Raw genomic sequence first — 24,293 nt, forward strand, 5'->3', positions numbered from 1 at the left:
TCTGATAAGTAATGTTTCAATGTCATACGCGTTAGTTTTAGGGGTTAGTTAAATTAATTTTGTTTCTCTTTTTTCGACAGATAAACTGTATTTCCGTCCATGCGATAATTGAACGGAGTTGTTACTTCTATGATCCGAAGAGCATCTTGCAATGACTCTTTATCCAACAGACCACTTATTTGCTCGGTTTCGAGCGCCTGGTTTTCAAATACAATCTGCACATTATATTTCCGTTCTATTTGTTTAGCAACATCTTCAAATAGTTCATTGGTAAATAATATCCGGTTATCAAGCCACGCGGTTTCTTTGATCTCATCGGCTTTAACGGCGGGCAAGGTAATTACCTGGTATTCTATTTTTGCTTCTTTAATACCGGCAGCCTGTGAATGGGTTTGAAGTTGATTGTTAGCCACTAATAGCTTTTCGTTAGGTAATAATACGATATCTTTTTCCGGATTATTTTCCAATTCAACTTGTACCTTACCTTTGAACAAAGTAGTTTCGATATTTCTGTCGTTATTATATGCTTTAACATTAAATACTGTTCCGAGTACTTTTACAGTCAATTTATGGGTATGTACCAGGAAAGGCCTTTTGGCATTGTGCGTTACTTCAAAAAAACCTTCGCCGGTAAGACTAACATCTCTGGTATTTTTTGCAAATGTTTCGGGATAGGTTAGTGTACTTCCGGCATTCAGCATTACTTTAGTTCCATCGGGCATGACCAACTTTCGGGTTGTTCCATAAGGAACCCTGACTTCGTGCATAACCAACCTGGTGGCTTGATCTGCTCGTCGCAGTTTCCATGTATACAATAAACCACCTGCTATACCTAATACCAAGACAGCGGCAGCTGCCCATTGCCAGTTAAATAAAGACTTTACCTTGTTGCTATCATTAAAAGTACTTGAATTTTCGTCAGAGCCTTTTATTTTATACCAAAGCTCCTCAAGCTTTGTACTGATATCTTTTTGCTTTACTGCGTCGGGTTGCTTTACATTGCCTTTTAAGGCTGCAGTAACCTGGTGCATCTTTTTTGATTCTGGAAATTGCTCAAGAAACGTATTAAGTTCGGCTAATTCTTCTGTAGTGGCGGTTTTGCCCATACTTTTAGCCATTAACTCTATAAATCTGGATTTGCCCATAATAATTGTATACCCTCTAAGGACACACAACTATTGTTTTTTCTTAAAAGAAATTAAAAAAAATTTAAAATAGATTTATCTGATGCCGGCATTTTATTTTCCGGTAAGCGCATCATCCAATTTTTTAAGGGCAATGGCCAACTGAGCGAAAACGGTTTTATTAGAGAGACCGAGAATAGCAGCCACTTCATTACAAGAGAGATCGTCCTCCTTAACCATTTTAAATATTAATTTGCAACGAGGGGGTAACAGGTTAACTGCGTTCAAAACCCTTACCTCCAATTCTTTGCTAATGAGCAAGTGAGAAGGATCAACAGATAACTGAAAATAATAGGTTTCAGTAAGCTGAAGCTCCTTAATTTTTTGGCTAGATGTGTTTCGTAAATGGTTCAGGCAGGCGTTTTTTATCAGTACATATAAGTAAACCTGCAAATTCCTTATTTTATATAGACTCTCACGTCCCATCCATATTTTCAGAAACGCATCATTTACAATCTCCTGCGCCACTTCTCTGTCGCCTAAGAAAGAATAGGCAAACTTATTGAGCCTGGGTTCATGCAATTCGTAAAGCCCACTAAATGCTGCCTCATCACCATCAATCTGAATACGACGAATATGTTCCTGTGTACTCACAACGGACGACGTTTACTAACAGCCTAAATTAATTAAGAAATACCTTGATAGGCAAATGTGTAAATTTATTACAACATAATAGAGTATTATATTGGCATATTTATACATTTAATGCAGTACGGCCCAGTTTTACCTACCTTATAAGTAATTGATTACCATTTGCCGCCACGCACGAGCCTGGTGGGCTTCGTTGTCCCAGAGATACAATGAATTATTAATGCCTTTCTCCGTTAATAAATGACTTAATGTGTAGTTGTTATCCAATAAAACATCCTCCTTCCCTACTGCCAAAACTATACACAGTTGTCTTAGCATTTCCAATTTACTTTCATCTGTTAAATTAGGAATATATTGTAATGGCATGTTAAAATAAACATTCTCATCCCAATAGCCCTCTAACAAATCTTCATAATGTCCTATTTTAGTTGCAAGATCATACCTGCCACTCATGCCAACTACTTTATTAAATATACCGGGATGCCTTAATGATATGTTTACCGCATGATAAGCTCCCAAACTACAACCCGCCGCAATTTTAAATGAGTTGGGGTTTTTAATATCTATATATGGCACAACTTCTTCGAGGATGTACTGCTCATATTGTATATGCCTTAATATTTTTACCGAAGGGTGAAACCATGAGCTATAAAAGCTTTCCGTATCGCAGCTATCAACACAATAAACCTGAATATATCCGTTTTCGATTTTATGACGCAGTGACTCGATTACACGCCAGTTTTCGTAATCATAAAACCGGCCCATTCTTGCAGGGAAAAACAGAACAGAGGCGCCGCTATAGCCAAATATCAGCATCTCCATATTTCTCTGAAGAACCGGGCTATACCATCGCGTGTATTCTCTGTTCATACTATATGCAAGATGCCTCTATGTTATGATATTTATATTAATTCTGCATGAAAGTTCTCCGAAAGGCGGGCGTAAATAGCTTGTTTCCACAGAGCATACCCCTTTTTACTTAGATGAAGGCCATCTGCCTGAAAGTATTCTTTATCAGGATATCCATCCTTATTCAGCATCTTATTATATATATTGATGAATTTCCAGTTATCATCCCGTTTGATAATCTCATTCTCAATAATATTATTGGTATATCTAAGCGAATTAATGAGATCCCAGCGTGCTATACTGGGTTTTATGGATACATAATAACAAGGAATAGCATCAAATCTTTGCGCTATCTGATTAGCGAGTTGTTCAAAAAAAATAAATATTTCTTCGGGATGTCTTCCATCGCCCAGGTCATTATCACCTGCGTATACAACAATAGATTTAGCATCATAAGGAGCAACGATACGATCAAAAAACCAGGAGCAGGCAGCAAGTGTTGAACCGCCAAAACCCAAATTAGCCGGCTTAAATGGCTTAAAATCGTCAAATAACGTATCCCATAACCTTATCGACGAGCTTCCATAAAACAGCGTTGATGGTTCATATATCAACTTCAACCTTTCTTTCTCAAGTCCTTTAACCTCTTCTTCGTACCAATACATACACTTAGCTATAATATAGGGATAAAAGTATAAAATTACAGCTAAATGCCAAGATATGCCGGAACATTGCACCTCATTTATTATTTCGAGCAGAGTAAAGTGGTCATTATAATCCCCCTTTACTTTCCTGTACCATTGTTCAGGGTATTATTGAATGCAGGGTTTAATCGAAAATATTTACTTCCTTCTTCAAAATTCACCACGTAATCAGATTTAAAATGGGTGCTCTTTAAATAATAATCAGTAGTTATAATTTGCGCCCCGGAATTGCAGGCCGCAATAAAATCAGTTTTATCATTTGTACGGGCCTGCTCAGTATCCGAGTCGGCACGGGTACGGATGATGTAGCCTTTTTTAACCAAGTCTTTTATTTCAGGATCCTTAGGATTATTTCTGATCATCATGGCAGCCTCAGGATTGCCGGGATCTGTATTAGTAAATAAAACCCGGCCCTTTAAGGATGGATGGCCTTTGATATATAAATCCCTGTCTTCCTTGGTATTATCCATTATAAATACAAATTTACCACGTGCTGCTTTTAATTTTGGCCAGTTGCCATGCAATACCGCGCTTTCCAATGTCGCGTATTTACCTCTGATCATGTCTGGAGTTATCAGGCTATTCCCTAAACCATCCCGAATATTTTTATCCAACTCATCAAGGGTTTGTTCTGTGAACTTTTCCGGAGCAGTTCGGTTCGGATCTTTTGGGGTTTCATCCTTAGGTTCCAAAGTTATAAAGATTGGGTTATGATCAGGATGAGCATCCGACCATGTTTTTAGCTGTTTTAAACCATCTTTAAAAGTTAAACAATGACTGCGAAAATCAAGATCAATGATATGAAATACCTTAAAGCCGGGTTGTTTCATTTCACTTTCGGGATCAAACGGCGGTTGATCTTTCACCCAATCCAAACCCTTCGGGTGTGCATACTTACCGCCTTTTGAATCAGCGTAAACATCAATTTCTAAATTTAAAAGCCCCATGTTCAATTGATCTGATAAACCAATGTGCTCGTAATCGATCTTTTCTGCTGCTTCGGGATTTTGTTTTTGAAAAGCCTTAAACAGGGTTGGATAAATAGCTTCTTTATAGCTATTATGCGATCCTATTACCTGTATTTTATTCATAGGCACATTGTCATCACCATCACTCCACTGGCGCAGAGGTAAAATCAATATCAAAAGTACACTTAATAGGGTTTTCATATTTATTACAGAGTTGTTATTTGCTTTAGCAATTTACGATGATATACTTTATTAAGGTAGTATAACCCAAGTTAAAAATTACACCAAAATTGCTCCTCTTATATTTCATTTAGATTAACTGTTCATTAACAATAATAATAACTAAAGGTTGTGGGATGTGATATTAACCTCGGCACTATAACGCCCTACTGATTTTATTTAATTAATTTTAAACAACCAATAACAAACCGAGTGGAAAGAATTTCAGAAACCGATCTTATTTTAAATGATGATGGTAGTATTTACCATTTAAACCTCCTTCCGGAAGACATAAGCGACACCATTATTTTAGTTGGCGACCCCGATAGAGTGCCCAAGGTTAGTCGTTTTTTTGACACTATAGAATTTAAAAAAGGTAAGCGTGAGTTTATTACCCATACGGGTCGCATTGGAAGCAAACGTCTTACGGTTATTTCAACAGGTATAGGTACCGATAATATAGACATAGTTTTAAATGAACTGGATGCTCTTGTAAATATTGATCTTAGAACACGTTCTATTCATCCTCAACTTCGCAGTATCGATATTATTCGTATCGGTACTTCCGGCGCAGTACAACCAGATATTCCTATTGATAGTCTGTTGATATCATCCGGTGCTTTTGGTTTTGACGTGCTTATGCATTTTTATGAACACCAGCTAAATGAGAAAGATGGACAGCTTTTACAAGAATTTCATAAACATACAACCCACTCCCACTTAAATCTTAAACCCTATTATGCACCGGCAGGAAAAAAACTGCTCAAACAATTGGGAAACATAGCTTCGCACGGCATAACACTTACCGCTCCCGGCTTTTATTCGCCTCAAGGAAGGCAGGTACGGGCAAAATCATCAACGCCAAATCTTTTATCCCTCCTCTCGTCCTTTAAAAGCTCAAATGGCTCGTTAATTACTAATCTGGAAATGGAAACCGCCGGAATATATGGCCTTGCCGCTTGCTTGGGTCACCAGGCACTCTCATTTAATGTTATTCTTGCTAACCGTTCAACAAACCAGTTCAGTAATAATCCGCTTAATGTAATGGATCACTTTATCGAATTGATATTAAATACTATCGCCAAAACTTAATTCATGAATATGTATTAAAAGTGGACAGATTATAATTTCTCTCTTTCAAAAAATTGCTGTATAGTATCCGGTGTTGTCATTAAAAATGTTTGTATACCTAATTTTTGCGCAGCTGCTAAATGTTGAGGACTATCATCAATAAACAGTGTTTCAGATGGATTAAGGTTATTTTCGTTTAACACCATCTCAAAAATTGCGGGTTCGGGCTTACGTTTACCTGTTAAATGGGAGTAGTAAGTTTTTTCAAAAATATGCTCGTTACTATCAAACCCAAAGCCAGTTTTCAGATAGTTCATAATATATTCGTAATGGATTTCGTTGATATTACTTAACAAAAAAGTACGGTACTTATCTTTTAAACCTAGCAATAATTCATGGTTTCCGGACTCAATTCCGACCAGCATGCTGTTCCAGGCTGCATTAATTTGATCATTAGTAAGCTCAGAATTACCCGTTTTTTGTCTGATATAATCTCTGAATTGATCGGCAGTGACCTCTCCTCTATCAAATTTGTCAAAAATTTCATCTTGTTGTTTATGCCCAAAAAAATCAGCAGCATTATTGATACCCAACTCTTTCCAAGCTGCTTGACCCCTTAAAAAGTTAAGACTAAATATAACGTTACCGTAATCGAAGATGATATTTTTAATGTTTTCCATAAAAGCGTTTTGTAATTTGACGGCAAATATGTAAAATTGCACCCGCAAACAAAAACAAATAACCGCGCCTATAGCTCAGTCGGTTAGAGTAGAAGACTCATAATCTTTTGGTCCCTGGTTCGAGCCCAGGTGGGCGCACAAGGCTTAACACTTAAAGCAAAGCCGGAACCGGCGGGGAAAGATTTCTCCGCCGGTTTTTATTTCTTCCCATTTAATCCGTAACAATGATGCAATTACATTCTAATCTTGTGTATATATGCAACAAAATTCTAATCTTGAAATTTTTACCGAAAGACCAACATAGTAAACCAATAGGAAAAAAAACAGATGTTCAATAAAGTATTCATCGCTCATGCCAAGGAAGACATCGAACAAGCCAAGAGCTTGTTTGAATATCTCAACAAATCTACACCATTCAAACCTTGGCTGGACAAAGAAAACCTATTGCCGGGCCATAACTGGCGTGAAGAAATCAATCAGGCGCTTCGGCTCGCTGATTTTATTATTATTCTGTTTTCAAAAATTGCCATAACAAAAACCGGTTATATACAGAAGGAATTCAAGCTCGCTTTAGATTATTTTGAACAACGACCCGAAGACAGTATCTATATTATACCTGTTCTAACCGATAATTGTACAATTCCGGAAAAATTTGCCAAATATCAATGGGTAGACTTAAACGACTGGGATGCGTATAACCAAATTCACGCTTCACTGCGACAACAACGGGACATCTATCTAAAAACGGAGATGCTCAAGATTGCCCAAAATCTGTCTTACGAGTATACCAGCCATAACCTGGAGGAAACCCTCGGGGATACGATATTTCATAAAATCAGCATCAGCTATCCTCAATTTACCAAGACTACTATCAAAAGCCTTTTACATCTCAATACTTACATCCTAGCCGATGTTTACCGAATGTATAATGGATTTCTTCATATCAGCCCACTTAACGAACCAAACGGTAACCCTAACCATCCCGGTAACGAGAGCCGAACGAATTACAATTTTGAACTGATCACGCCTGGAATGATCAGTCTCACCGTCTATAATTACAGTTATATCGGCGGCTTACATGGTAATTATGGCACTGTTGGAATGAACTTTCGGCTCAATCCACTATTGGAAGTGTATCTCAAAGAAATTTTGGATTATCAAGACGAAATCCTGCTGTTATTCGCGCAGCTCTGTAAATCAAAACTTCTTGAGCGAGCATCTGAGGTGTTTGACGTAAATGACGAAAACGAATTCTTTTTAAAGAACTTCGATGAACAGATCAATTGGGAATTTCTTGGTAACTTTTATGTTGGCGATAAAACACTCACGGTTATATTTGTGCCCTATCAGGTTACCGCTTATTCATACGGGCAACACGAAATCACTGTAACATTTGAAGAAGTACGAAAAGTTTGTGGCAGCCTGATCGGTCTAGATTGGCTTGAATCCCTGATACTTCCTGTCAAGGCTTGATCCGCAAGTCCAGTTTGTTCAAAGGGATATCTATATTGGCAGCGCCCTGAAAGGCATGAGGTAATAAATTGTTGGACATTAACCTCAACAAATCCGAATTAAAGACAAAATCCATGTCTTTGGCACCCCAATTCTCAAATTCGTCCCGGATGCGGGCAATCAGATGTCCGTCCTCCTCTTTTAAATATTCGTTGGTATACTTACCATATACGTCAATCACAAAGTCATTGATATTGTCGAATTTTACTACATCACTTAATGTCAATTTTCTAACAGGATTAAATGAAAAGTTTTTTGTCTCAATGCGGTGATTTGGGTGCGGCCCACCCCAATAAGAGCTAATATGTAAAATTAAACTAAGATACCGCTCGGAAATAAAATGGATTTCATAATAACTCGAGAAATATAAATGGCCTTTTAAATGCTCCGGCAATACGGCATAAGTATCCTTTTCGCTCATAAACGTTGAATAGGTACTCATCTGATCCATTATAGCATGTTGAATGAATGTATTAACATACTCTGCATTAAAAAACGGATTTTGAGGAAATTGCGGAAACTCTACACTGCTTTTAATATTTAGTCCCGCAGGAAGATCCAACGGCAAAGTTTTGGTATAGTGTGTATCTAAGAGATCTTTGACGTAAGCATTTTTAAGATATTCCACTCTTTGGGCGTCAAGTGCCTTAAGGATATCCTCAAAAGCACTTTCCCCATCATAGCGTACCCACTGAAATTTATTCAAACTATCCGGCACCTCGCAATCGTCGATCAGCACCGGGATAATATAAATGTCCGATTCCAGTTTGATTTCCCAATTCTGTAAGGCCAACCGATATTCCCTTTGGATATAACCGCGTTTAGAAACCGAAGTGGCTGACAGCAGCAATATTATGAAATCAGCTTCTCTGAAAGCTTTGCGGATTGCATTATCCCAATTGGAACCTGCCAACAGTTTTTTCTTGTCCAACCAGGGATTATAGTGATTACGTTGCAAAAAATCATAAAGTTCGCTCGCAAACTTGATGTCCTCTTTCGCGTAGCTGATAAACACTTTCCTATACATAATATTTAAAGTGGCAATATCGCACATCATTTTGAAACACAACAAAAATATCCTAAATATTTATCACCTATTACAATAATAATATGATGCAACAGCTGCTCCCTTAGGTTCATCATAATCTCTCAAAAGGTTTGCAACAAGCTTCATATCATCCAAAAGATAGCAGAAAAACCGCACATTTTGGCATCCAAGATAAAAGGTTACTTTCCTTATTAAAATATTCTAACGTCATTTGGGTGTTTTTTAAAGCCATCATACTTTACGATCATCGGTTTTAATATTGATCAACTCTACTAATCTGGCGTCCCAAACACTTCAACAAACCTTTACCATATCCATGCCTAATATTTCGGATAGTTTTTTAAGCTTAGTACTGATATGTCCCACCCCTATGGCACAATGATGAGCCGGCCCGTAACTATTCCAATCGTTAACAAATTTACGAGAGCCGATAGGAAATTTATATCTGCTGTTGGTATTGCCAATTTGAAGAATAGGTCCATCCACAGACTCACCTTCGGCAACCAGCATCATGAGTACGCCGTTCCCTTTTTCAAGAATGGAAAGACAAGTGACCGGCCCACATTTAACAGTCATTTCAACAGAAAGCCCCTGTCCTACTTTACCATGGTAAACCTGTAAAGGCCTCACTTTGGTCCGACCCTCTGCAATGGCAATATGACCCGGACCATCGTGCCCCATCAAAACCACATCATCTTTGTAATCCATGGCGTAATACTCTGTAAAGGAACCACCTGCGCCAAAGCTATCCATGATCTTCATTGCCTGCGCGTTCTTTATTTCAAACTCACCTGCCACAGGTATACCATTTGCAGTAAGTAATGAGTTACCTAAAATAATAGAACTCATGGTCTCTTCATTATCAAGGTTACCGGTTCCTTTATGATAATAAGCAAATGCCCCTAGCTGATACCTGGCTATTAACCTATCCATAGCTACTGATGTTTTGGCGGCCCTTAACAATTCTGCATGTGAGCAGTCATCCTGTACGTCAAATTTCACATAAAACTCAGCCACACGTTCCTCTGCTTCGCCCTGGGTAACAGTATTCTTAATAGCAGTAAGCTCTTCTACCTCAATATGTTCAAAGTGACCGCCAAAATATTTTATTTGTAAGGTAAGGTCGGTATAGATATCCAGCATACCCGAGTAGTAGTTCCCCATGCACCCCATTCGATTATTTTGCATGATGTGTGCTACATTAGCGGCTTCCACCCATTCCATAATTTCCCTATGACTTTCTTCGTCATCTTCAAGCATACCTGTTACCTGGTGAAAATTAATACCGGTACGTTTAAAAACATTAGCTATCTCGGGTACTGGGCAAGCAGAACAATATCTTAACCAAACGCCTGTCATCATTGTACGATCATTTAGCTGATTAAAACTTTGATAATCAATACAAGCATCTGGAGAAAGATTGAGTACAATAACAGGTACATTTAGCTTTTGTACCACAGGTAGTACAGTTGAGGATAGTGCATAAGTACCGACATACAAAAACACCATGTTCACATCTTCCTGCCTGAATTGCTTACCTGTTTCGAAAGATTTATTAACGGTGTCTACTATTCCGGCATTAATTACACGTACCGGCATATTGGTAAATTTTAAACACAATTTTTCCAGGCAGCCTTCTAAATAAGTTTTGAGTCCATCAAATTGCTCCCAATAAACATCTAAACCTATTCCAAATACCCCGATAGTTAAGTTGCTGTTGATCATATTAGATTATGATATTACCTGTTGTAATATTTTATGAATATTAATAATTACTTTCCTGAATTGTTACAGGCCCCACCAGACCTGATTTTATTAAGGGGGAATCTTTTTTATAATAATTATAGGTTGAGAACGTGTATCTGTGGCTTGTTCTCGGTTTCCCCTGGATTAACCAATCGGGCCAATGCTCATTTACTACACCATCATCCGGAAAATTGGCATCACCAATCAATCTGTTTGCCCATAAATTGACTACCTCAATTTCAAGTTTATTGTGCTTTTTCAAAGCAGCGTTGCTAATATCTACACGCCAGGGTGCCGTCCAAACTACACCCATATCTTTGCCATTGACTTTAACGCGGGCCATCTGGTTAACTTCGCCTAAATGCAGGTATATGCTTTTATTCATCTTACCTGGTTTTACAGGCATATCAAAATCCTTGTAATATGTTGCCGTACCAGAATAATGCCTGATACCATCTTCTGCTCTTAATGTCCAATCTACTAACTGATCAAAACGGATACTTTTTGGGCCACCCCATTTAGGATCGAACGAGACCTGCCAGGGACCGTCAAGTGTTTTGATTATGGTACTTACAGCAAGGTTTTTATGATCGGATGGATTAGAAACCCCATCCTTAGTAAATACAATGAAACAACTTTCATAAGCCTCAAGCTTTAATGGCACAGTTGTTAGTTGGCCGTTTATTCCATATTCAGGTAATTGCCGAATTTCACCAGTTACAGCATCCCAAAGCTGTGGATTCCCTTTGATACTTCTAAAGGTGGCCGTTGTTTCAACAGATACGCCCGTTCGGTTAGCCACAAAATAAATATCTGCGTCATTAGTAGTACGGTGAGTGTAACGTAATGTACCATTGGAAGTAAAATCCGGTTCAACGCCTATCGATTTTAATAGTTGAGCTGTGAGTTCATATTCTGGATAGAGATCATCGATCTTCTTATCTAAGTCGCCCCAAAAAATCACTTTACCTTTTCCATATTCATGTATTGTTTGTTGCCCGGGCTCCTGTAAAGTACCCCAAAGTGTTTTGGCTAATGTACTAACCTGTTCATCACATAAAGGATAGCCTGATAATCCCGGCGACTTTAAAGGAGGTTCTCCCACCACCACAGCACCATCATATACAAGTGATGTAATTTTCCGTAGTAAAGCAGGGGTCATGGTTTTAATAGCCGGTAATACCAGCAATCGGTAACTAGCTCCGCCTGGAAATACAAGCATGCCATTTTGTACACTTGCTTTGTAAAGCTGACTGGGTGCACAACCATCAAAGTTATAACCCTTTCTATCGGGCATAAACACATCACCATCCATTGCCGATGAAGGTGGGCGAAATACATGAGGCGAGCCTTCCGGCGTTAAATAAAGTAAATCAGCAACAGTACGGCCTTGCTGTAAAATATACTGGCAGCGCGATATGTATTCATGATAACTGCCAACCATTGGCCACCAGGTTTGGTTCCTGTCCCAATGCACGCCATAAGGCCCCATGGTAGCACCGGGTCGCAATGAGTCGGCCAGGAACTGGTTTTGAAAGGTGTGGTATACAAATCTATTTATACCCGTGGCAAAAGCCCAATCACCCTGGTTTTTCATTGACCCGGGATATTGTTTCCAAACATCGTCCTGTGCTGTGAAAGCCTCTGCCGGGATCAACGATTTTCCGTTAATATGACCTATTGAAGTAGATTCGATACAGCTGAATGATGAATTGAAACCCCATCCTTTACTCCAGAATTCGCACATAGGCATATCGGCAATATTTCCTAGTTCAAGATCCGCCGTAGGGTTCATATCATAAGGCTCGATGGATAGCTGTAAGCCATAGCGATGGGCATATGTTTTAACTTGTTGTGCATGGTATTCTAACACCAGTTCTTGCGCTGTTTGTCTAAGATCCCATAAAAAACGTTCGCTTACTTCATTGCTTTCAACAATATTACCTGCATACACCGGATAATAAGGTAGCGGGTCGTATCCTCTGCGTTTTTTAAATTCCTCACGAAAATGAGGAGTCCAGTTTTGAGCCCCCATTTCCCAACTGTCTATGTGCAGTCTTTTCAAACCACCTTCATCTTTTGAATCGGGGATGCCGGCTTTGCGCATCAGTTTACCTACATAATTATCCAGATGAGCGTTAAGTGCTCCTGTATCAAATTTATCAGCCTCAAAGCCCAGACCGGGTACTGGAGCCGGCCGGGTAATAGCACCATTGTTCCTGCGGCCAAAACGCATGATAGTCCAATTGCCTTTTGGCGCTACCCAGTTGAGCGTGCCATCGGGCTGGAGCTTACCTGTAAGGTCTATAATTTTAGATCTATCAACCACCGTGTTTTTAGGAGGCTCAACGTATTCGGCTGTTGTTGGCAGATATTGTTTAACTCCCCTTACAGATGAATAAGGTGCGCGATAGAACAATGCTTTTTCGTCCACATCAGCTATTTTTTGACCTGTTGCCGATGGGGTCGGATAAGCCAATACAGCTACATCTTCGTAAAAATCATTCCATTGCTTTTTTAGTTCTGGCGTAAATGCGCCTTCACCAAAATAGGGTTTCTTCGGTAAGGGGATGGGTAAAATAATGAGTTGCTTTTTGCCTCCCATTATATTGACGGAACTACTAACTAAATGCTGCATAGACTGCTTTACAGGTACCCAGGGACCACCACTCCCTGTCCAGCCGGGTCCTATACCCAATGTCATTTCAATACCTAAACGTTTGGCTTCTTTTACAGCATGAGCAAACATACGTTGCCATTCTTCGCTTAAAAAATCAACAGGGCCTCGTGGGATACCAACATTTACCTCCAGAAAAATAAAGTTACCTATCCCAGCTTTCTTCATGGCCTCCAAATCAGCAGTGATAGATCGCTCCGACATATTGCCATCCATAAAATACCAATATACACCCGGCTTAGCGCTGTTAGGCGGATGAATAAATTGTTCTTTTAGTTTGCTTATCTGTGCATTAGCAATACTCAAACTATTGAAAATGATTATAAGGAAAAATAAAAACCTATTCATTATTATTTATGTCTTTTATTTACCAGTAACAATCATAGCAACGGCAAAAGGCTTTAACTCAATAAAATCGTTGTTTAATGTTGATTGAGTTGGCTCATTATCTCCGAGGGCACTATCCAGCATACTCAATTTCGCACCTTTAACATCCTGCGGTACTTTTATCCTGATGGTTTTATTACGTTTATTAAGGATCAGTATTTTTTTATCTCCCCCATCTGTAAATCCTTGCGCCACAATATCATCTCCATTATTTCCCTCTATACTGGTTCTTACCAATTTACTGCCCGGCTTAATATTATCTTTTATGAGTTTGAGCACCCGGAAACGGGCATTGGGTTTATTATTTTCATAATTAATCATACTTACATCCGGATACTGTGAGGGAAAGCCTACCAGTTGAGATTCGCCTATAACATCGATACCGGCTTTGGTAAGCTCTATAAAGAAATAGGCATACACACTTGCCGATAGGTTCCAGTAAGCCGGGATAATTGGCTGATTACGCATTTCGCCGCTTACAAACGTACCCAGTTCATTAATATCCGTTTTAGTATCGGGGGATAAACGTTTGCGAATATTTTCGATGTAAGTTACCGTGTTTATAAAATGTTCTGCTTTATCAAATACTGAATACTCATACGCATCGAATTTTTGATTACTGTTAGCATTAGCATAACAATGGTAGGATATCATATCCAGCCGAATGCCGGGTTTATGATTAGCCGGATTCAGAAAATATTCAAACCATTCAGGTCTTTCATATGCAAGTGCCATTCCTACAAATTTAACATTAGGCAACACAGCTTTTATGGCGGTTACCATAGCGTCATAAATTTTAGTATAAGTTTGTGGTGACATGCTATGTTCCAGATCGGGTTCATTTAATACTTCCCAGTATGGAATTTCATAATGATAACCTGATTTATGATATTTCCCCAGTTCATCAGTAAATCCGCCTTTGGTGTACCAACTAATAAGGCGCACATAATAATCCGTCAACTCTTTAAGGGTGGTATCTCTTAATTCAGTACCACCACCATAATTCCAGACAACCTGGTTGGGGTCCTCGGGATAAGCAACAGGTTTCTCAGTTTTAAACATCCATTGTGGTATGGTACTAAAATTCATAATTACGGAATGCCCTTTAGTGGCTTCCAGAAAATCAATAGTCATTGGATCTATCAAACTAAAATCCCACGATGTTTTGGTGGCTGTTGGGGCATCCAATTCGGCTACTGCCAGCTTAGGGTACGGGAACCAGGGCACATAACGCACATAATCGGCATTTAGATTGCTTAGGGCCTCAAAAGAGCCATCGTGCATTGAGGCCTTCCGGCGCAACATGGGATTGCCAACTACCTGCAATGTAGGGGTTGACCTAGAAACCATAACTACTTCATTCCAATTAACCTTTAGCTGGGGAGTTTGTGCTTTACTTATACTAAAACACAGTACTCCTAAAACCATACTTATTAATTTTTTCATCATTGCGATTTAGAATAATTTACATGTACCCGTCGAAAAGGCAGAAGCTCAGAGATCCTCACCGGTAATTCTTACCTTTCTCACAACTTAACCAATATGTTAATTGCCTGAATTTTGCTTTAAATTATAAGCAAGAAAGAGTTTAAAATTGATTATCAAAAGTATTTCAATGATGATGAGTTGAAATACAGGTTTTGATATTTGAATTGTATTTTTTGATATGGGCCTTGTTAGTATATAAATTGTTCCTATTTTTAATACTTTATAAACCACTACTATCTGGCATTCTCGCTATATTGGGCAAACGTGTCCTTTGCCAGCAAACATTATAGTAGCATAATTAAATGATCAATTATTACAAATACCTGCCGGTAAGCCGTGAAGATGAAAACTGGGGGCTATGTGTTTTAAATACGGGCTGTACCCATATAGGGCCCACAGGTTCATATCCATTTAAAACCCATCCTGCTCATCATTATTTTAACTGGGATATGGGGCGCGTATTAAATGAGTACCAAATTATTTATATTACAAGAGGTAAAGGAACTTTTGAATCAGACAGCTGCAAACTTCGCGAGATAAAAGCAGGCACCATTATTATTCTTTTTCCTGGAGAAAGGCATCGATACAAACCAGATAGCGAAACCGGTTGGGATGAATATTGGGTAGGTATAAAGGGAGATATTATAGATAACCTGGTGAAGAAAAACTTCTTAAAGCCTGACAATCCAAGTATTTATATTGGCTTCCATGAGGGAATATTTAAACTATTCAACAGCGTTATTGAGGTAACTAAAACAGAAAACACAGGATACCAACCACTTATTTCAGGAGCAGCATTGCACCTGATGGGGAATTTTCATTTTATTTTGAAACAAAACGCGGTAGAATGCGAAGAAAAAGAAGTGATCATTAATAAAGCAAGACTGTTATTCCGTTCAAATATCGTAAATGACTTTTCGCCAGAGCAAGCTGCCGAAGAATTACAAGTGGGTTATTCCTGGTTCAGAAAAGCTTTTAAAAGCTATACCGGACTTTCACCGGGTCAATATTATATCCAATTAAAAATAGAGCGGGCCAAAGAGCTTTTGAACAATCCGGCTACTCCTATAAAGCAAATTGCTTATGATTTGGGCTTTGACAGTTATTTCTACTTCTCTAAAATGTTCAAAGAAAAAACCGGCATTACCCCAACCGATTATCGAAAAAGAGCCATAGGTGTTATATATTAAAATTCAACTATGAATAAAGCTAAATTAATAATCGTACTCCTGTTTGCTATATCTTCAAGATCATTTGCCCAACAAGAAACAGCTACACCGCAATGGCGGCCGACCTATCATTTTACGCCCCCGACCAACTGGACCAATGATCCCAATGGTTTGATATACCTAAATGGAGAATTTAACCTGTATTACCAACATAATCCTTTTGAAAATAAATGGGGACACATGAGCTGGGGCCACGCTACGAGTAAAGACCTCATACATTGGAAACATTTACCGGTAGCCATTCCTGAAATTTTGAGCAAGGACACCACTACCTGGATCTACTCAGGATCTGCAGTACTTGACAAAAACAACACCAGCGGTTTTGGCTTAAATGGTCAAGCTCCTATTGTTGCCATCTTTACTGCCGATCAGCCTAAACAGAAAAAAGAATCACAGTTTATTGCCTATAGTAATGACAATGCTTTATCTTACAATCTATACGCAAATAATCCGGTTATTGATCTGCAAATGCACGATTTCCGTGATCCTAATGTATTTTGGTATGAACCAACTAAGCAATGGATCATGACGGTTGCTATGGTTGATGAGCATATGGTACGCATTTATGGTTCAAAAGACCTGAAGAAATGGACAAAACTAAGCGATTTTGGCCCTGCTGGTTATACTAAAAATGGTTGGGAATGTCCATCACTCATCCCACTGTCGGTTGACGGGGATCCAACTCGCGTCAAATGGGTGTTATTTGTATCATCTGGTGGAGATCATGGGCCATTAATGCAGTATTACATAGGAGATTTTGATGGTGTTACATTTAAAAATAACAATCCTACGGATAAAGTGCTAACTGTTGATTATGGTGATGCTTTTTATGCAGCTATAGCCTGGCGTGATGCTCCGGGAAATAAAAAAATATTATTAGGCTGGCTCCAAAATGGTCGCAAAGAAACTTACCCATGGAAAGGTCAGATGTCAATACCTCATGATCTTTATTTAAAAACTACAGATGAAGGTTTGAAATTGATACAAATCCCCTCAACCATCATAAGTAATTCGCTTTCAAAACTATCAAAGGGTAAAAAGCTTATCAAAGAAGACATATCGCTTACTGGGCGTTTGGATTTATCTGGGAATAACAGTTTCAACAATAATGCTAATTGGTTAGATGTAGAATTTAACCTGGGCGATGCCAAAAAAGTTGGGGTTATCGTAGCAGAAAAAATGGGCAGCGATCAAAAAATCACAGTTGGTTACGATGTCATTAAAAAAGAACTATATGTAGACTGTACCAGATCGGAAAGTGGGAATAAAGATACACGGAACTTAATTCAAACAGCTCCAATGAGATCTGTAAATGGCGTTGTACGGATGCAAGTACTGATTGATAAATCGTCACTGGAAGTCTTTGGTAACAGCGGAGAAAAAGTAATATCAACCATGATTTACCCTAATAAGGACGCTACCGGCATATCTTTATTTTCTGACGGTAAGACCATGGTTAGATCTTTAAAAGTATGGGATCTAAATAACGCCAATAAATAATTGGAAGCTATATTACTATAATTATAAGGATACGACAATAATGACTGTCGCATCCTTATAATCTCAGACTTATTATTCTCCTTTATCGCTTTTTATAGCTGGAGGGATCAACTCGTACACAATTGGTGTTACAATTCTGGATAGCAATGTAGAACTTATTAATCCTCCAATAAGCACAATGGCCAATGGTGATATTAAAGGATTGGTAGATGTTGCGATCGGAATCAATCCACCTATGGCAGTAAGAGATGTCAATACAATCGGTAAAAAACGAACCTCGCCGGCTTCGCGGATCGCATCCTGAAGCCCTTTGCCCTGCTGTCTTAACTGGTTGGTAAAATCTACCAGCAAGATGGTATTTTTCACTTCGATCCCAGCCAAAGCAATCAGTCCGATGATGGCTACAAATGACAGCGAATTACCTGTTACCCAAAGTGCAACAGCAGCCCCCACCACACCTAACGGTATTACCGAAAGGATGATCAATGTACTTTTAAATGTTTTAAATAATAAAACAAGTACTGCAATAAATACAAATACAGTGACCAGGATAATGCTCATAAAACCACCAAAGGAGTTGTTTTTTGATTCAACCTCGCCACCCATTTCATAACTATAACCAGGCGGGAGTTTTAGTTTATCCATTTTTTGAGTTACATCATCTATTACGCGACTAACCAAAAAACTCTTCTGCACATTGGCTTGTACAGATACAACCCGCTTTTTTTCCTGGTGATTAATAACGGCTGGAGAAGCTTCCAATTGCAAATCTGCCACTTGTTTTAGGGGTAAGGCATTGCCCTGGGCATTATTTACATATAGATTCCTAAAGGCATCAATACTTGGCCGCCCCTCCTTTACCCGCGTAAGCAAAACGGTATAACCGTATTTATTATCATTATTGTAATAGGTGCCCATGTCCAGGCCGGTAACAGCTAATCTTGCAATCTGATCTACAGCTAAAGAGTTTACGCCTAATTGTTGTGCTTTATCTTTATTGACCGCTATGCGTATATCGCTTTTTAATAAGCTTACCGGATTGTTTATATACATGGTTCCCGCTGTTTGGTGCAGTAACTGTTCAACCTTTAAAGAATAAGCCCGCAAGGTGTCCAGATTATCGCCGAACAGACGTACCTCGATTGGTGCAACCACAGGCGGTCCTTGTTCAAAATTCTTTACCTCAACTTTAGCACCCAGATAATGTGCCCAACGATGCTGTAAGCGTTGTATTAAGGCTAATTTCTGATCGGGTCTGGTATCATTATCCAACTGAACAAAAAGCTGGGCAAAATCACTGCGGTTATTTTCCGAATTTACATTATAGTAAATACGCGGATTACCATGCCCCACATTGGTTGCGTAATATTGAATAAGTGGCTCTTTCTTTAATTGCTTTTCAATTTCCTTTGAAACACTATCTGTATAAGGCAGGTTTGACTGGTTAGGTGTAGTAATGTTTATCAGAAACTGCGGCTTTTCTGACGATGGGAACAAACTGAACCCAATAACACCAAACAGATAGATGGCAGAGACAAACAATACAACAGCTACGCCGATAGTTAAAAATGGTCTTTGAAGTGCCTTATCCAACAAGCGGGCATAGCTGCCATGAATCAGTCTTTTCAAAGCACGCATCAGGAAATTCCCTTCGGGATTACCAGTATGATTTTTTAACAGACGACTCGATAAAAATGGAATAATAGTTAAGGATACTAGCATAGATGCCAATACACAGAAAATAACTGCTAGTGGTAAACACCGGATAAAATCGCCTGATCCTTCAGGTAAAAACACCAATGGCATAAAGGCGATAATCAGGATAACAGTACAACCTACCACAGCTTTACCGATCTGGCCAGTTGCTTTTAGGGTTGCTTCCAGACGGCTATGCCCTTCCAGCATCCAGCGTTCTATGTTTTCTACCACAACGATGCTATCATCTACCAGAAGCCCTAACGCAACTACTAACCCTACAATACTCAACTGATTTAAATTAAACCCAAACAATTGCAGTAACACAATACCAATGGCCAGCGAAAGCGGGATGGAGATCATAACAATAACAGCCGGACGTAAACCTAAAGGCAGTAAAGTAACTGCAACCAATAAAATAGCGATAATAAAATCGTGACTTAAACCGGTTAAACGTCTGCTCACATTATCAGCCTGATCAAAATTTTGCACAAGGTCTATATTACCGGGGAGTAGTTTTTTAAAACTGGTGAGCACTTTGCTATAATCCGCTTGTGTTTTATTGATATTCTCTCCATCTTTCTGAGCAGCTGTTACAAATACACAGCGATGCCCGTTCAACCGGGTTATATGCTTTTCTTCGCCATAGCCATAATATACACGGGCAATATCTTTTAATAAAATATTTTTACCGTTTGCAGCATAAACAATCGTGCTGTTCACCGCATCAAGCGTACGATAATCATTACTCTTGATATTAAAAGTAAGATGTGCAGCATCGATACTTCCTCCGGGGACACTGGCCATTTCACTATGTAAACTATTAATCACGGCACTTACAGGCAAGTGCATTTGCGCCATTTTTTCGAGGTCAAGCTCTATGCGAACCTGCTGTCCCGGAAGTCCAAAGATTGCCACCTGTTTTAGGGATGATACCTTCTCCAGTTCGTCCTGCAGTTTCTCAGCAAAGTGCTGCAATAAGCTACGGGGAGCATTTTCTGATACCAAGGCAACCTGCAATACATTAACGTCTGTTGGCTGCTGTTTTTGAATCTCAATATTCGTAATATCCGCAGGAAGTTCACTTCGTTTATTATTTACTTCCCGCACTATTTCCTGATACTTGGAGTCGATATTACTGCTGTATTTATATTCAACCCTTAATACAGCAACCCCATTGGATATATTGGTACGGATGCGTTTAATATCATCTAAGCCACCTATTGTTTTTTCTAAGGGTGTTACTACCCTGTCTTCAATATCACGCGGACTTGTTCCCGGGTAATTAACAATAACCAAAAAAGCAGGAGGATGCATCTCCGGATCTTCCGAACGGGGCATATTCAACATAGTAGTTATACCCAGGGCAATAATCATGATAAAAATCACCAACGTAAACTGGCTGCTCTTCACAGCATATTCTGATATTTTCATTTGGCTATAGTTTTAGGTGATTGAACAACTATAGCACTGTTATCGGTAAGATAAGCCGACCCCGAGATGATCAGGGCTTTAGCATTCTCTAATCCTGCACTAATGGTAACCGTGTTTTTATTGATTCCCGCAACAGTTACTTTTACTTTGCGAGCGGTTTTATCGTTGTCGGTTACAAATACATAACCACTGGCACCATCACCATCTAACAATGCTTCATAAGGAATTTGCCATTCAACACCACTTGCAGTTGTATGGTTGGGCGTAATGATAGCCTTACCAAACATCCCGGCTGCAATAGCTTTTGGCTTTTTACTAGTGAGGGTGATGTCGGCACTAAAAGTACCGGTAACAGCATCCACCCCCTCTGATTTACGACTTACTACGCCTTGAAGTATTTGTCCGGGCAGCGCAGTAGTTTGAATTTGAGCATGGTCGTTCAATTGCAACCTGGCCCATTCACTATCACTAATACCCACGCGTAAAATCCATTTATTGGCTTCTGCCCCATTAGTTTGCAATACCGAAGTACCAGCAGATACCAATTGCCCGGCATTAGCCAATTTGCGTAGTATGTAGCCATCCTTGGGAGCACGTATTTCTGAGTACTGGCGATTATATTTTGCCATGTTCCATTGTTGCTGCGCCTGTTGCAATACTGTTTTATTATTTTGTAATTGCTCCAGTGTAGCTACACTATCCTTATACAAATTTTGAATACGCTGATAATCACGCTGCGCTTTTTCTACAGAAAGACCCGCCTGCTGTACCTGCGCGTCAATTTCAGTAAGGTTAAGGGTAGCCAGCAGCTGGCCTTTTTTTACCGCATCGCCTTCTTTTGCATTCAGGCTGTTAATGATACCCCCTGTTTTAAATGATAGCATTACCTCATCATCTGTAGTAAATTGCCCTGATACGGCCATGGTAGCACTGTTATTCTGTTGCTTTAACAATATAGTTTGTACGGGGATGGTATCAGCTCCACCATTTTTACTGATCGCAACCGGATGCGATTTGCAGGCGTACATCAAAGGGATGCACATTAATAAACTGGTATATTTAAAGGTTTTCATATAATTTATTTCTGATTAGGATTGTTAATGGGATAAGTAGCTTGTTCACGCTCAAGTTCGGCAAGGGCTATTTGTACATTGGCTTCCGCATCTGCCATTTGTAAGCGTGCATTAGTGAGTTGATCTTGGGCATCTAACAATTCAAGGTATAGCAATTGCCCTGCCCGATAGGCTTTTAGCTGGTCGTTATAGTACTTACTAGCAAACAATAACTGAGCGGTAATACTTTTATAGGCTGCGGTAGCAGATTGATAATTATTATAGGTTTGATCTAACTGGAGTTGCAAGGATTGCTCGGTTTGATCAAGCTGGGCAATTGTTGCGTTTACGTTGGCTCTTGATTGTTCGGCACGATGTTTACGCTGCCCACCGGTAAAAATGTCCCATTGCAGGTTTACTCCCCATAAATAATACCGGGTTTTATTATTGATGTTAAAATCAAATCCTTGTGAACCAAGGTCAACAAAAGTATTAACCTTAGGAATAAAGCCCGATTTCTGCAATTGATAATCAAGCGTATAAACGTGCTGCATCGTACGCAGTTGCTTTATTTCTTCGCGACGGCTGGTACCAAGGGTAGTATCAGGAGCTGTAACTATATCGGCGACCGTCGCTTTTTCGATCAATATAGAATCCTGTAATGAGCGGTTCAATAGAAAGTTAAAATACGATTTCGCATTCTTCATATTATGCTGTGCCTGTATTAAGGCTGATTTATTTTTTTCCTGTTCTGTTTGTGACCGAAGCAATGCAGTGCCATTACGTATACCATTTCTCAGCATGCTTTCGTTTTCCCGGATGTTCTCTTTTATCAATAACATAGCGCTGTTATAGGTTGCTATGCTTTGCAATGATTGATAGTATCGATAGTAAGCTGTTTTAATATCTTTTACCAAAGCCCGTTTATAAACATTTACAGCAGCCTGCTGACTGGTAATAAGCTGTTGTTTGATGAGCTTATTATAGCGGATCTCGGCGTTAATCAATGGTAATGAGGTGCGTAATTTGGCATCGTAAAAGTTATTGGGGTTGAGCAGAAATGATTCATTTTTAAGCTGCGGAAACTTGTTAGAATTGGTTAACTGATTAAGCGCGGTATAAACCGGATTAACCAGATCACCAACCGGTACATCTATGGTGCGCCCCCCCGCAGATCGGGTATAACTTCCAAGCAAACTCACCGTTGGTAAATACATGGCCTGAGCCTCTTTTAAGGCCGCCATGGCTTTATCCAGATCAAACTGCTGCTCCTTCAAGCCCTGATTTTGTGTAAAGGCTATGGCCACGTAATCATCAAGTTGCTGGTGATTGCTTTGGCCTAACGCACTTATATGGCATAACAACAAAAAAGTAAAGATGGGAATTAAACCCCTTGTGAACAATGTATACATAATGAACAATGTTTAGTTAAAAGACAAAAAAATTTATTTCAAATACTACTTAAGATCGAATGCCTGGCATACTACTACGTCAACAGGAGTAATATCCAGCGTTTATCTAATGAACGATGTTTATTAATAGACTAAATTTTTTTTATTTTGTTACAGCTGCTAAATAATCTTCCATAGTTTTTATCAATACCTGAGGTACATCCTCCTCCGATTCAACCATAATTTTCAAACGGCAGCGTAAATGAAGGGATACCAATCCATGTACAGTACTCCATATTTGTAAAGTAGCCTGCTGCACATCATTAATCCGAAGAAGATCTTTACTGATACAATCTGTCAGGCACTCTATCAAAAAATTCAGGCAGTTGGCTCCGTTAACTTTATGGAGTTTTTCGTCTACATTCATAGGTGAACGGATGATAAACATCAAATCATAGAGCTCGGAGTTATTTAAGCCAAAGTTAATATAAGCCCGACCTATTTGGCTAAGCCTTTCGAGTGGATCGGTACTGGTTGCTTCTTTTTGAAATACTTCCAGTAAACGCCCATAAGCATCAGCTTGTACTTCATACAACAATTCATCCTTATCCTTGAAATACAAATAAATTGTCCCTGGGCTGTATTCTATGGCATCCGCTATTCCACGAATGGAGGTTTTGGCATAACCATCCTCCAGGAACATTTTCATGGCAGCAGCCGTGATCAGCTCCCTCATCTCCGTTTTTTCACGTTCTTTTCTTTCTGTAACTCCCATGAATGATAAAATACCTTGCAAATATAATGAACAATGTTCAGTATGCAAATAACGCTATACAGATGTATTAAAGACATTCAATTTGAGTATATT

The 24,293-nt window shown here is 39.1% G+C and carries 18 protein-coding genes and 1 tRNA gene; 5 read left to right on the forward strand and 14 right to left on the reverse strand.

What is annotated here, in order from left to right:
* Window positions 1–53: 53 nt before the first annotated feature.
* The 5 genes from BW976_RS00840 to BW976_RS00860 all read right to left on the reverse strand — a co-directional run bounded on the left by BW976_RS00840 (window position 54) and on the right by BW976_RS00860 (window position 4,497).
* Entirely contained in the window at window positions 54–1,145 is a 1,092-nt protein-coding gene (locus BW976_RS00840; protein WP_084191996.1) for a FecR family protein, read from the reverse strand.
* 93 nt (window positions 1,146–1,238) lie between these two features.
* Complete coding sequence (locus BW976_RS00845; RefSeq protein ID WP_076369452.1) at window positions 1,239–1,778, reverse strand: RNA polymerase sigma factor; 540 nt, start codon at window positions 1,776–1,778, stop codon at window positions 1,239–1,241.
* Between the two features lie 138 nt (window positions 1,779–1,916).
* A complete protein-coding gene (locus tag BW976_RS00850; RefSeq protein ID WP_076369454.1) occupies window positions 1,917–2,645 on the reverse strand; it encodes an esterase family protein in 729 nt (242 codons plus the stop codon).
* A gap of 32 nt (window positions 2,646–2,677) precedes the next feature.
* Complete coding sequence (locus BW976_RS00855; protein ID WP_076369456.1) at window positions 2,678–3,289, reverse strand: GDSL-type esterase/lipase family protein; 612 nt, start codon at window positions 3,287–3,289, stop codon at window positions 2,678–2,680.
* A gap of 119 nt (window positions 3,290–3,408) precedes the next feature.
* Window positions 3,409–4,497 carry a phosphatidylinositol-specific phospholipase C1-like protein gene (locus BW976_RS00860; RefSeq protein WP_076369458.1) on the reverse strand — a complete coding sequence of 363 codons (1,089 nt, stop codon included), beginning with the start codon at window positions 4,495–4,497 and terminating at the stop codon, window positions 3,409–3,411.
* A 231-nt stretch (window positions 4,498–4,728) separates the two neighbouring features.
* On the opposite strand from BW976_RS00860, the gene BW976_RS00865 reads away from it, so the two are divergent.
* The gene (locus tag BW976_RS00865; protein ID WP_076369460.1) at window positions 4,729–5,607 is read left to right on the forward strand and encodes a nucleoside phosphorylase; all 879 of its coding nucleotides are present in this window, start codon (window positions 4,729–4,731) and stop codon (window positions 5,605–5,607) included.
* Between the two features lie 29 nt (window positions 5,608–5,636).
* On the opposite strand, the gene BW976_RS00870 is transcribed toward BW976_RS00865, so the two are convergent.
* Window positions 5,637–6,266: an HAD family hydrolase gene (locus BW976_RS00870; RefSeq protein WP_139332150.1), complete on the reverse strand. Its 630-nt coding sequence runs from the start codon at window positions 6,264–6,266 to the stop codon at window positions 5,637–5,639.
* Window positions 6,267–6,330: 64 nt separating this feature from the next.
* Here BW976_RS00870 and BW976_RS00875 point away from each other — a divergent pair.
* Window positions 6,331–6,404, forward strand: a tRNA-Ile gene (locus BW976_RS00875).
* A 189-nt stretch (window positions 6,405–6,593) separates the two neighbouring features.
* Window positions 6,594–7,739 carry a TIR domain-containing protein gene (locus BW976_RS00880; RefSeq protein WP_076369464.1) on the forward strand — a complete coding sequence of 382 codons (1,146 nt, stop codon included), beginning with the start codon at window positions 6,594–6,596 and terminating at the stop codon, window positions 7,737–7,739.
* On the opposite strand, the gene BW976_RS00885 is transcribed toward BW976_RS00880, so the two are convergent.
* The 4 genes from BW976_RS00885 to BW976_RS00900 form a co-directional block, all read right to left on the reverse strand.
* Window positions 7,729–8,805 (reverse strand): TIR domain-containing protein, encoded by a 1,077-nt coding sequence (locus BW976_RS00885; protein WP_175614004.1) that lies wholly within the window; start codon window positions 8,803–8,805, stop codon window positions 7,729–7,731. The genes BW976_RS00880 and BW976_RS00885 overlap by 11 nt on opposite strands.
* Before the next feature lie 315 nt (window positions 8,806–9,120).
* The gene (locus BW976_RS00890) at window positions 9,121–10,551 is read right to left on the reverse strand and encodes an arabinose isomerase (RefSeq protein WP_076369468.1); all 1,431 of its coding nucleotides are present in this window, start codon (window positions 10,549–10,551) and stop codon (window positions 9,121–9,123) included.
* A 40-nt stretch (window positions 10,552–10,591) separates the two neighbouring features.
* Window positions 10,592–13,555, reverse strand: coding sequence for a glycosyl hydrolase (locus tag BW976_RS00895; RefSeq protein ID WP_245834590.1), 2,964 nt, complete (start codon window positions 13,553–13,555; stop codon window positions 10,592–10,594).
* 57 nt (window positions 13,556–13,612) lie between these two features.
* Window positions 13,613–15,085 carry a GH39 family glycosyl hydrolase gene (locus tag BW976_RS00900; RefSeq protein ID WP_217696189.1) on the reverse strand — a complete coding sequence of 491 codons (1,473 nt, stop codon included), beginning with the start codon at window positions 15,083–15,085 and terminating at the stop codon, window positions 13,613–13,615.
* Window positions 15,086–15,426: 341 nt separating this feature from the next.
* Between BW976_RS00900 and BW976_RS00905 the strand changes: the two genes are divergently transcribed.
* Window positions 15,427–16,314: an AraC family transcriptional regulator gene (locus tag BW976_RS00905; protein WP_076369474.1), complete on the forward strand. Its 888-nt coding sequence runs from the start codon at window positions 15,427–15,429 to the stop codon at window positions 16,312–16,314.
* 9 nt (window positions 16,315–16,323) lie between these two features.
* Entirely contained in the window at window positions 16,324–17,853 is a 1,530-nt protein-coding gene (locus BW976_RS00910; protein WP_076369476.1) for a glycoside hydrolase family 32 protein, read from the forward strand.
* 72 nt (window positions 17,854–17,925) lie between these two features.
* On the opposite strand, the gene BW976_RS00915 is transcribed toward BW976_RS00910, so the two are convergent.
* The 4 genes from BW976_RS00915 to BW976_RS00930 all read right to left on the reverse strand — a co-directional run bounded on the left by BW976_RS00915 (window position 17,926) and on the right by BW976_RS00930 (window position 24,200).
* On the reverse strand, window positions 17,926–20,982 hold the full coding sequence (locus BW976_RS00915) for an efflux RND transporter permease subunit (protein ID WP_076369478.1): 3,057 nt from the start codon (window positions 20,980–20,982) through the stop codon (window positions 17,926–17,928).
* On the reverse strand, window positions 20,979–22,055 hold the full coding sequence (locus tag BW976_RS00920) for an efflux RND transporter periplasmic adaptor subunit (RefSeq protein ID WP_076369480.1): 1,077 nt from the start codon (window positions 22,053–22,055) through the stop codon (window positions 20,979–20,981). Before BW976_RS00920 ends, BW976_RS00915 begins: the two co-directional genes overlap by 4 nt.
* A 5-nt stretch (window positions 22,056–22,060) precedes the next feature.
* Entirely contained in the window at window positions 22,061–23,446 is a 1,386-nt protein-coding gene (locus BW976_RS00925) for a TolC family protein (protein WP_076369482.1), read from the reverse strand.
* 142 nt (window positions 23,447–23,588) lie between these two features.
* Entirely contained in the window at window positions 23,589–24,200 is a 612-nt protein-coding gene (locus BW976_RS00930) for a TetR/AcrR family transcriptional regulator (protein ID WP_076369484.1), read from the reverse strand.
* Between the last annotated feature and the right edge of the window lie 93 nt (window positions 24,201–24,293).

Source organism: Mucilaginibacter lappiensis (assembly GCF_900155965.1).
GTDB classification, from domain to species: domain Bacteria; phylum Bacteroidota; class Bacteroidia; order Sphingobacteriales; family Sphingobacteriaceae; genus Mucilaginibacter; species Mucilaginibacter lappiensis.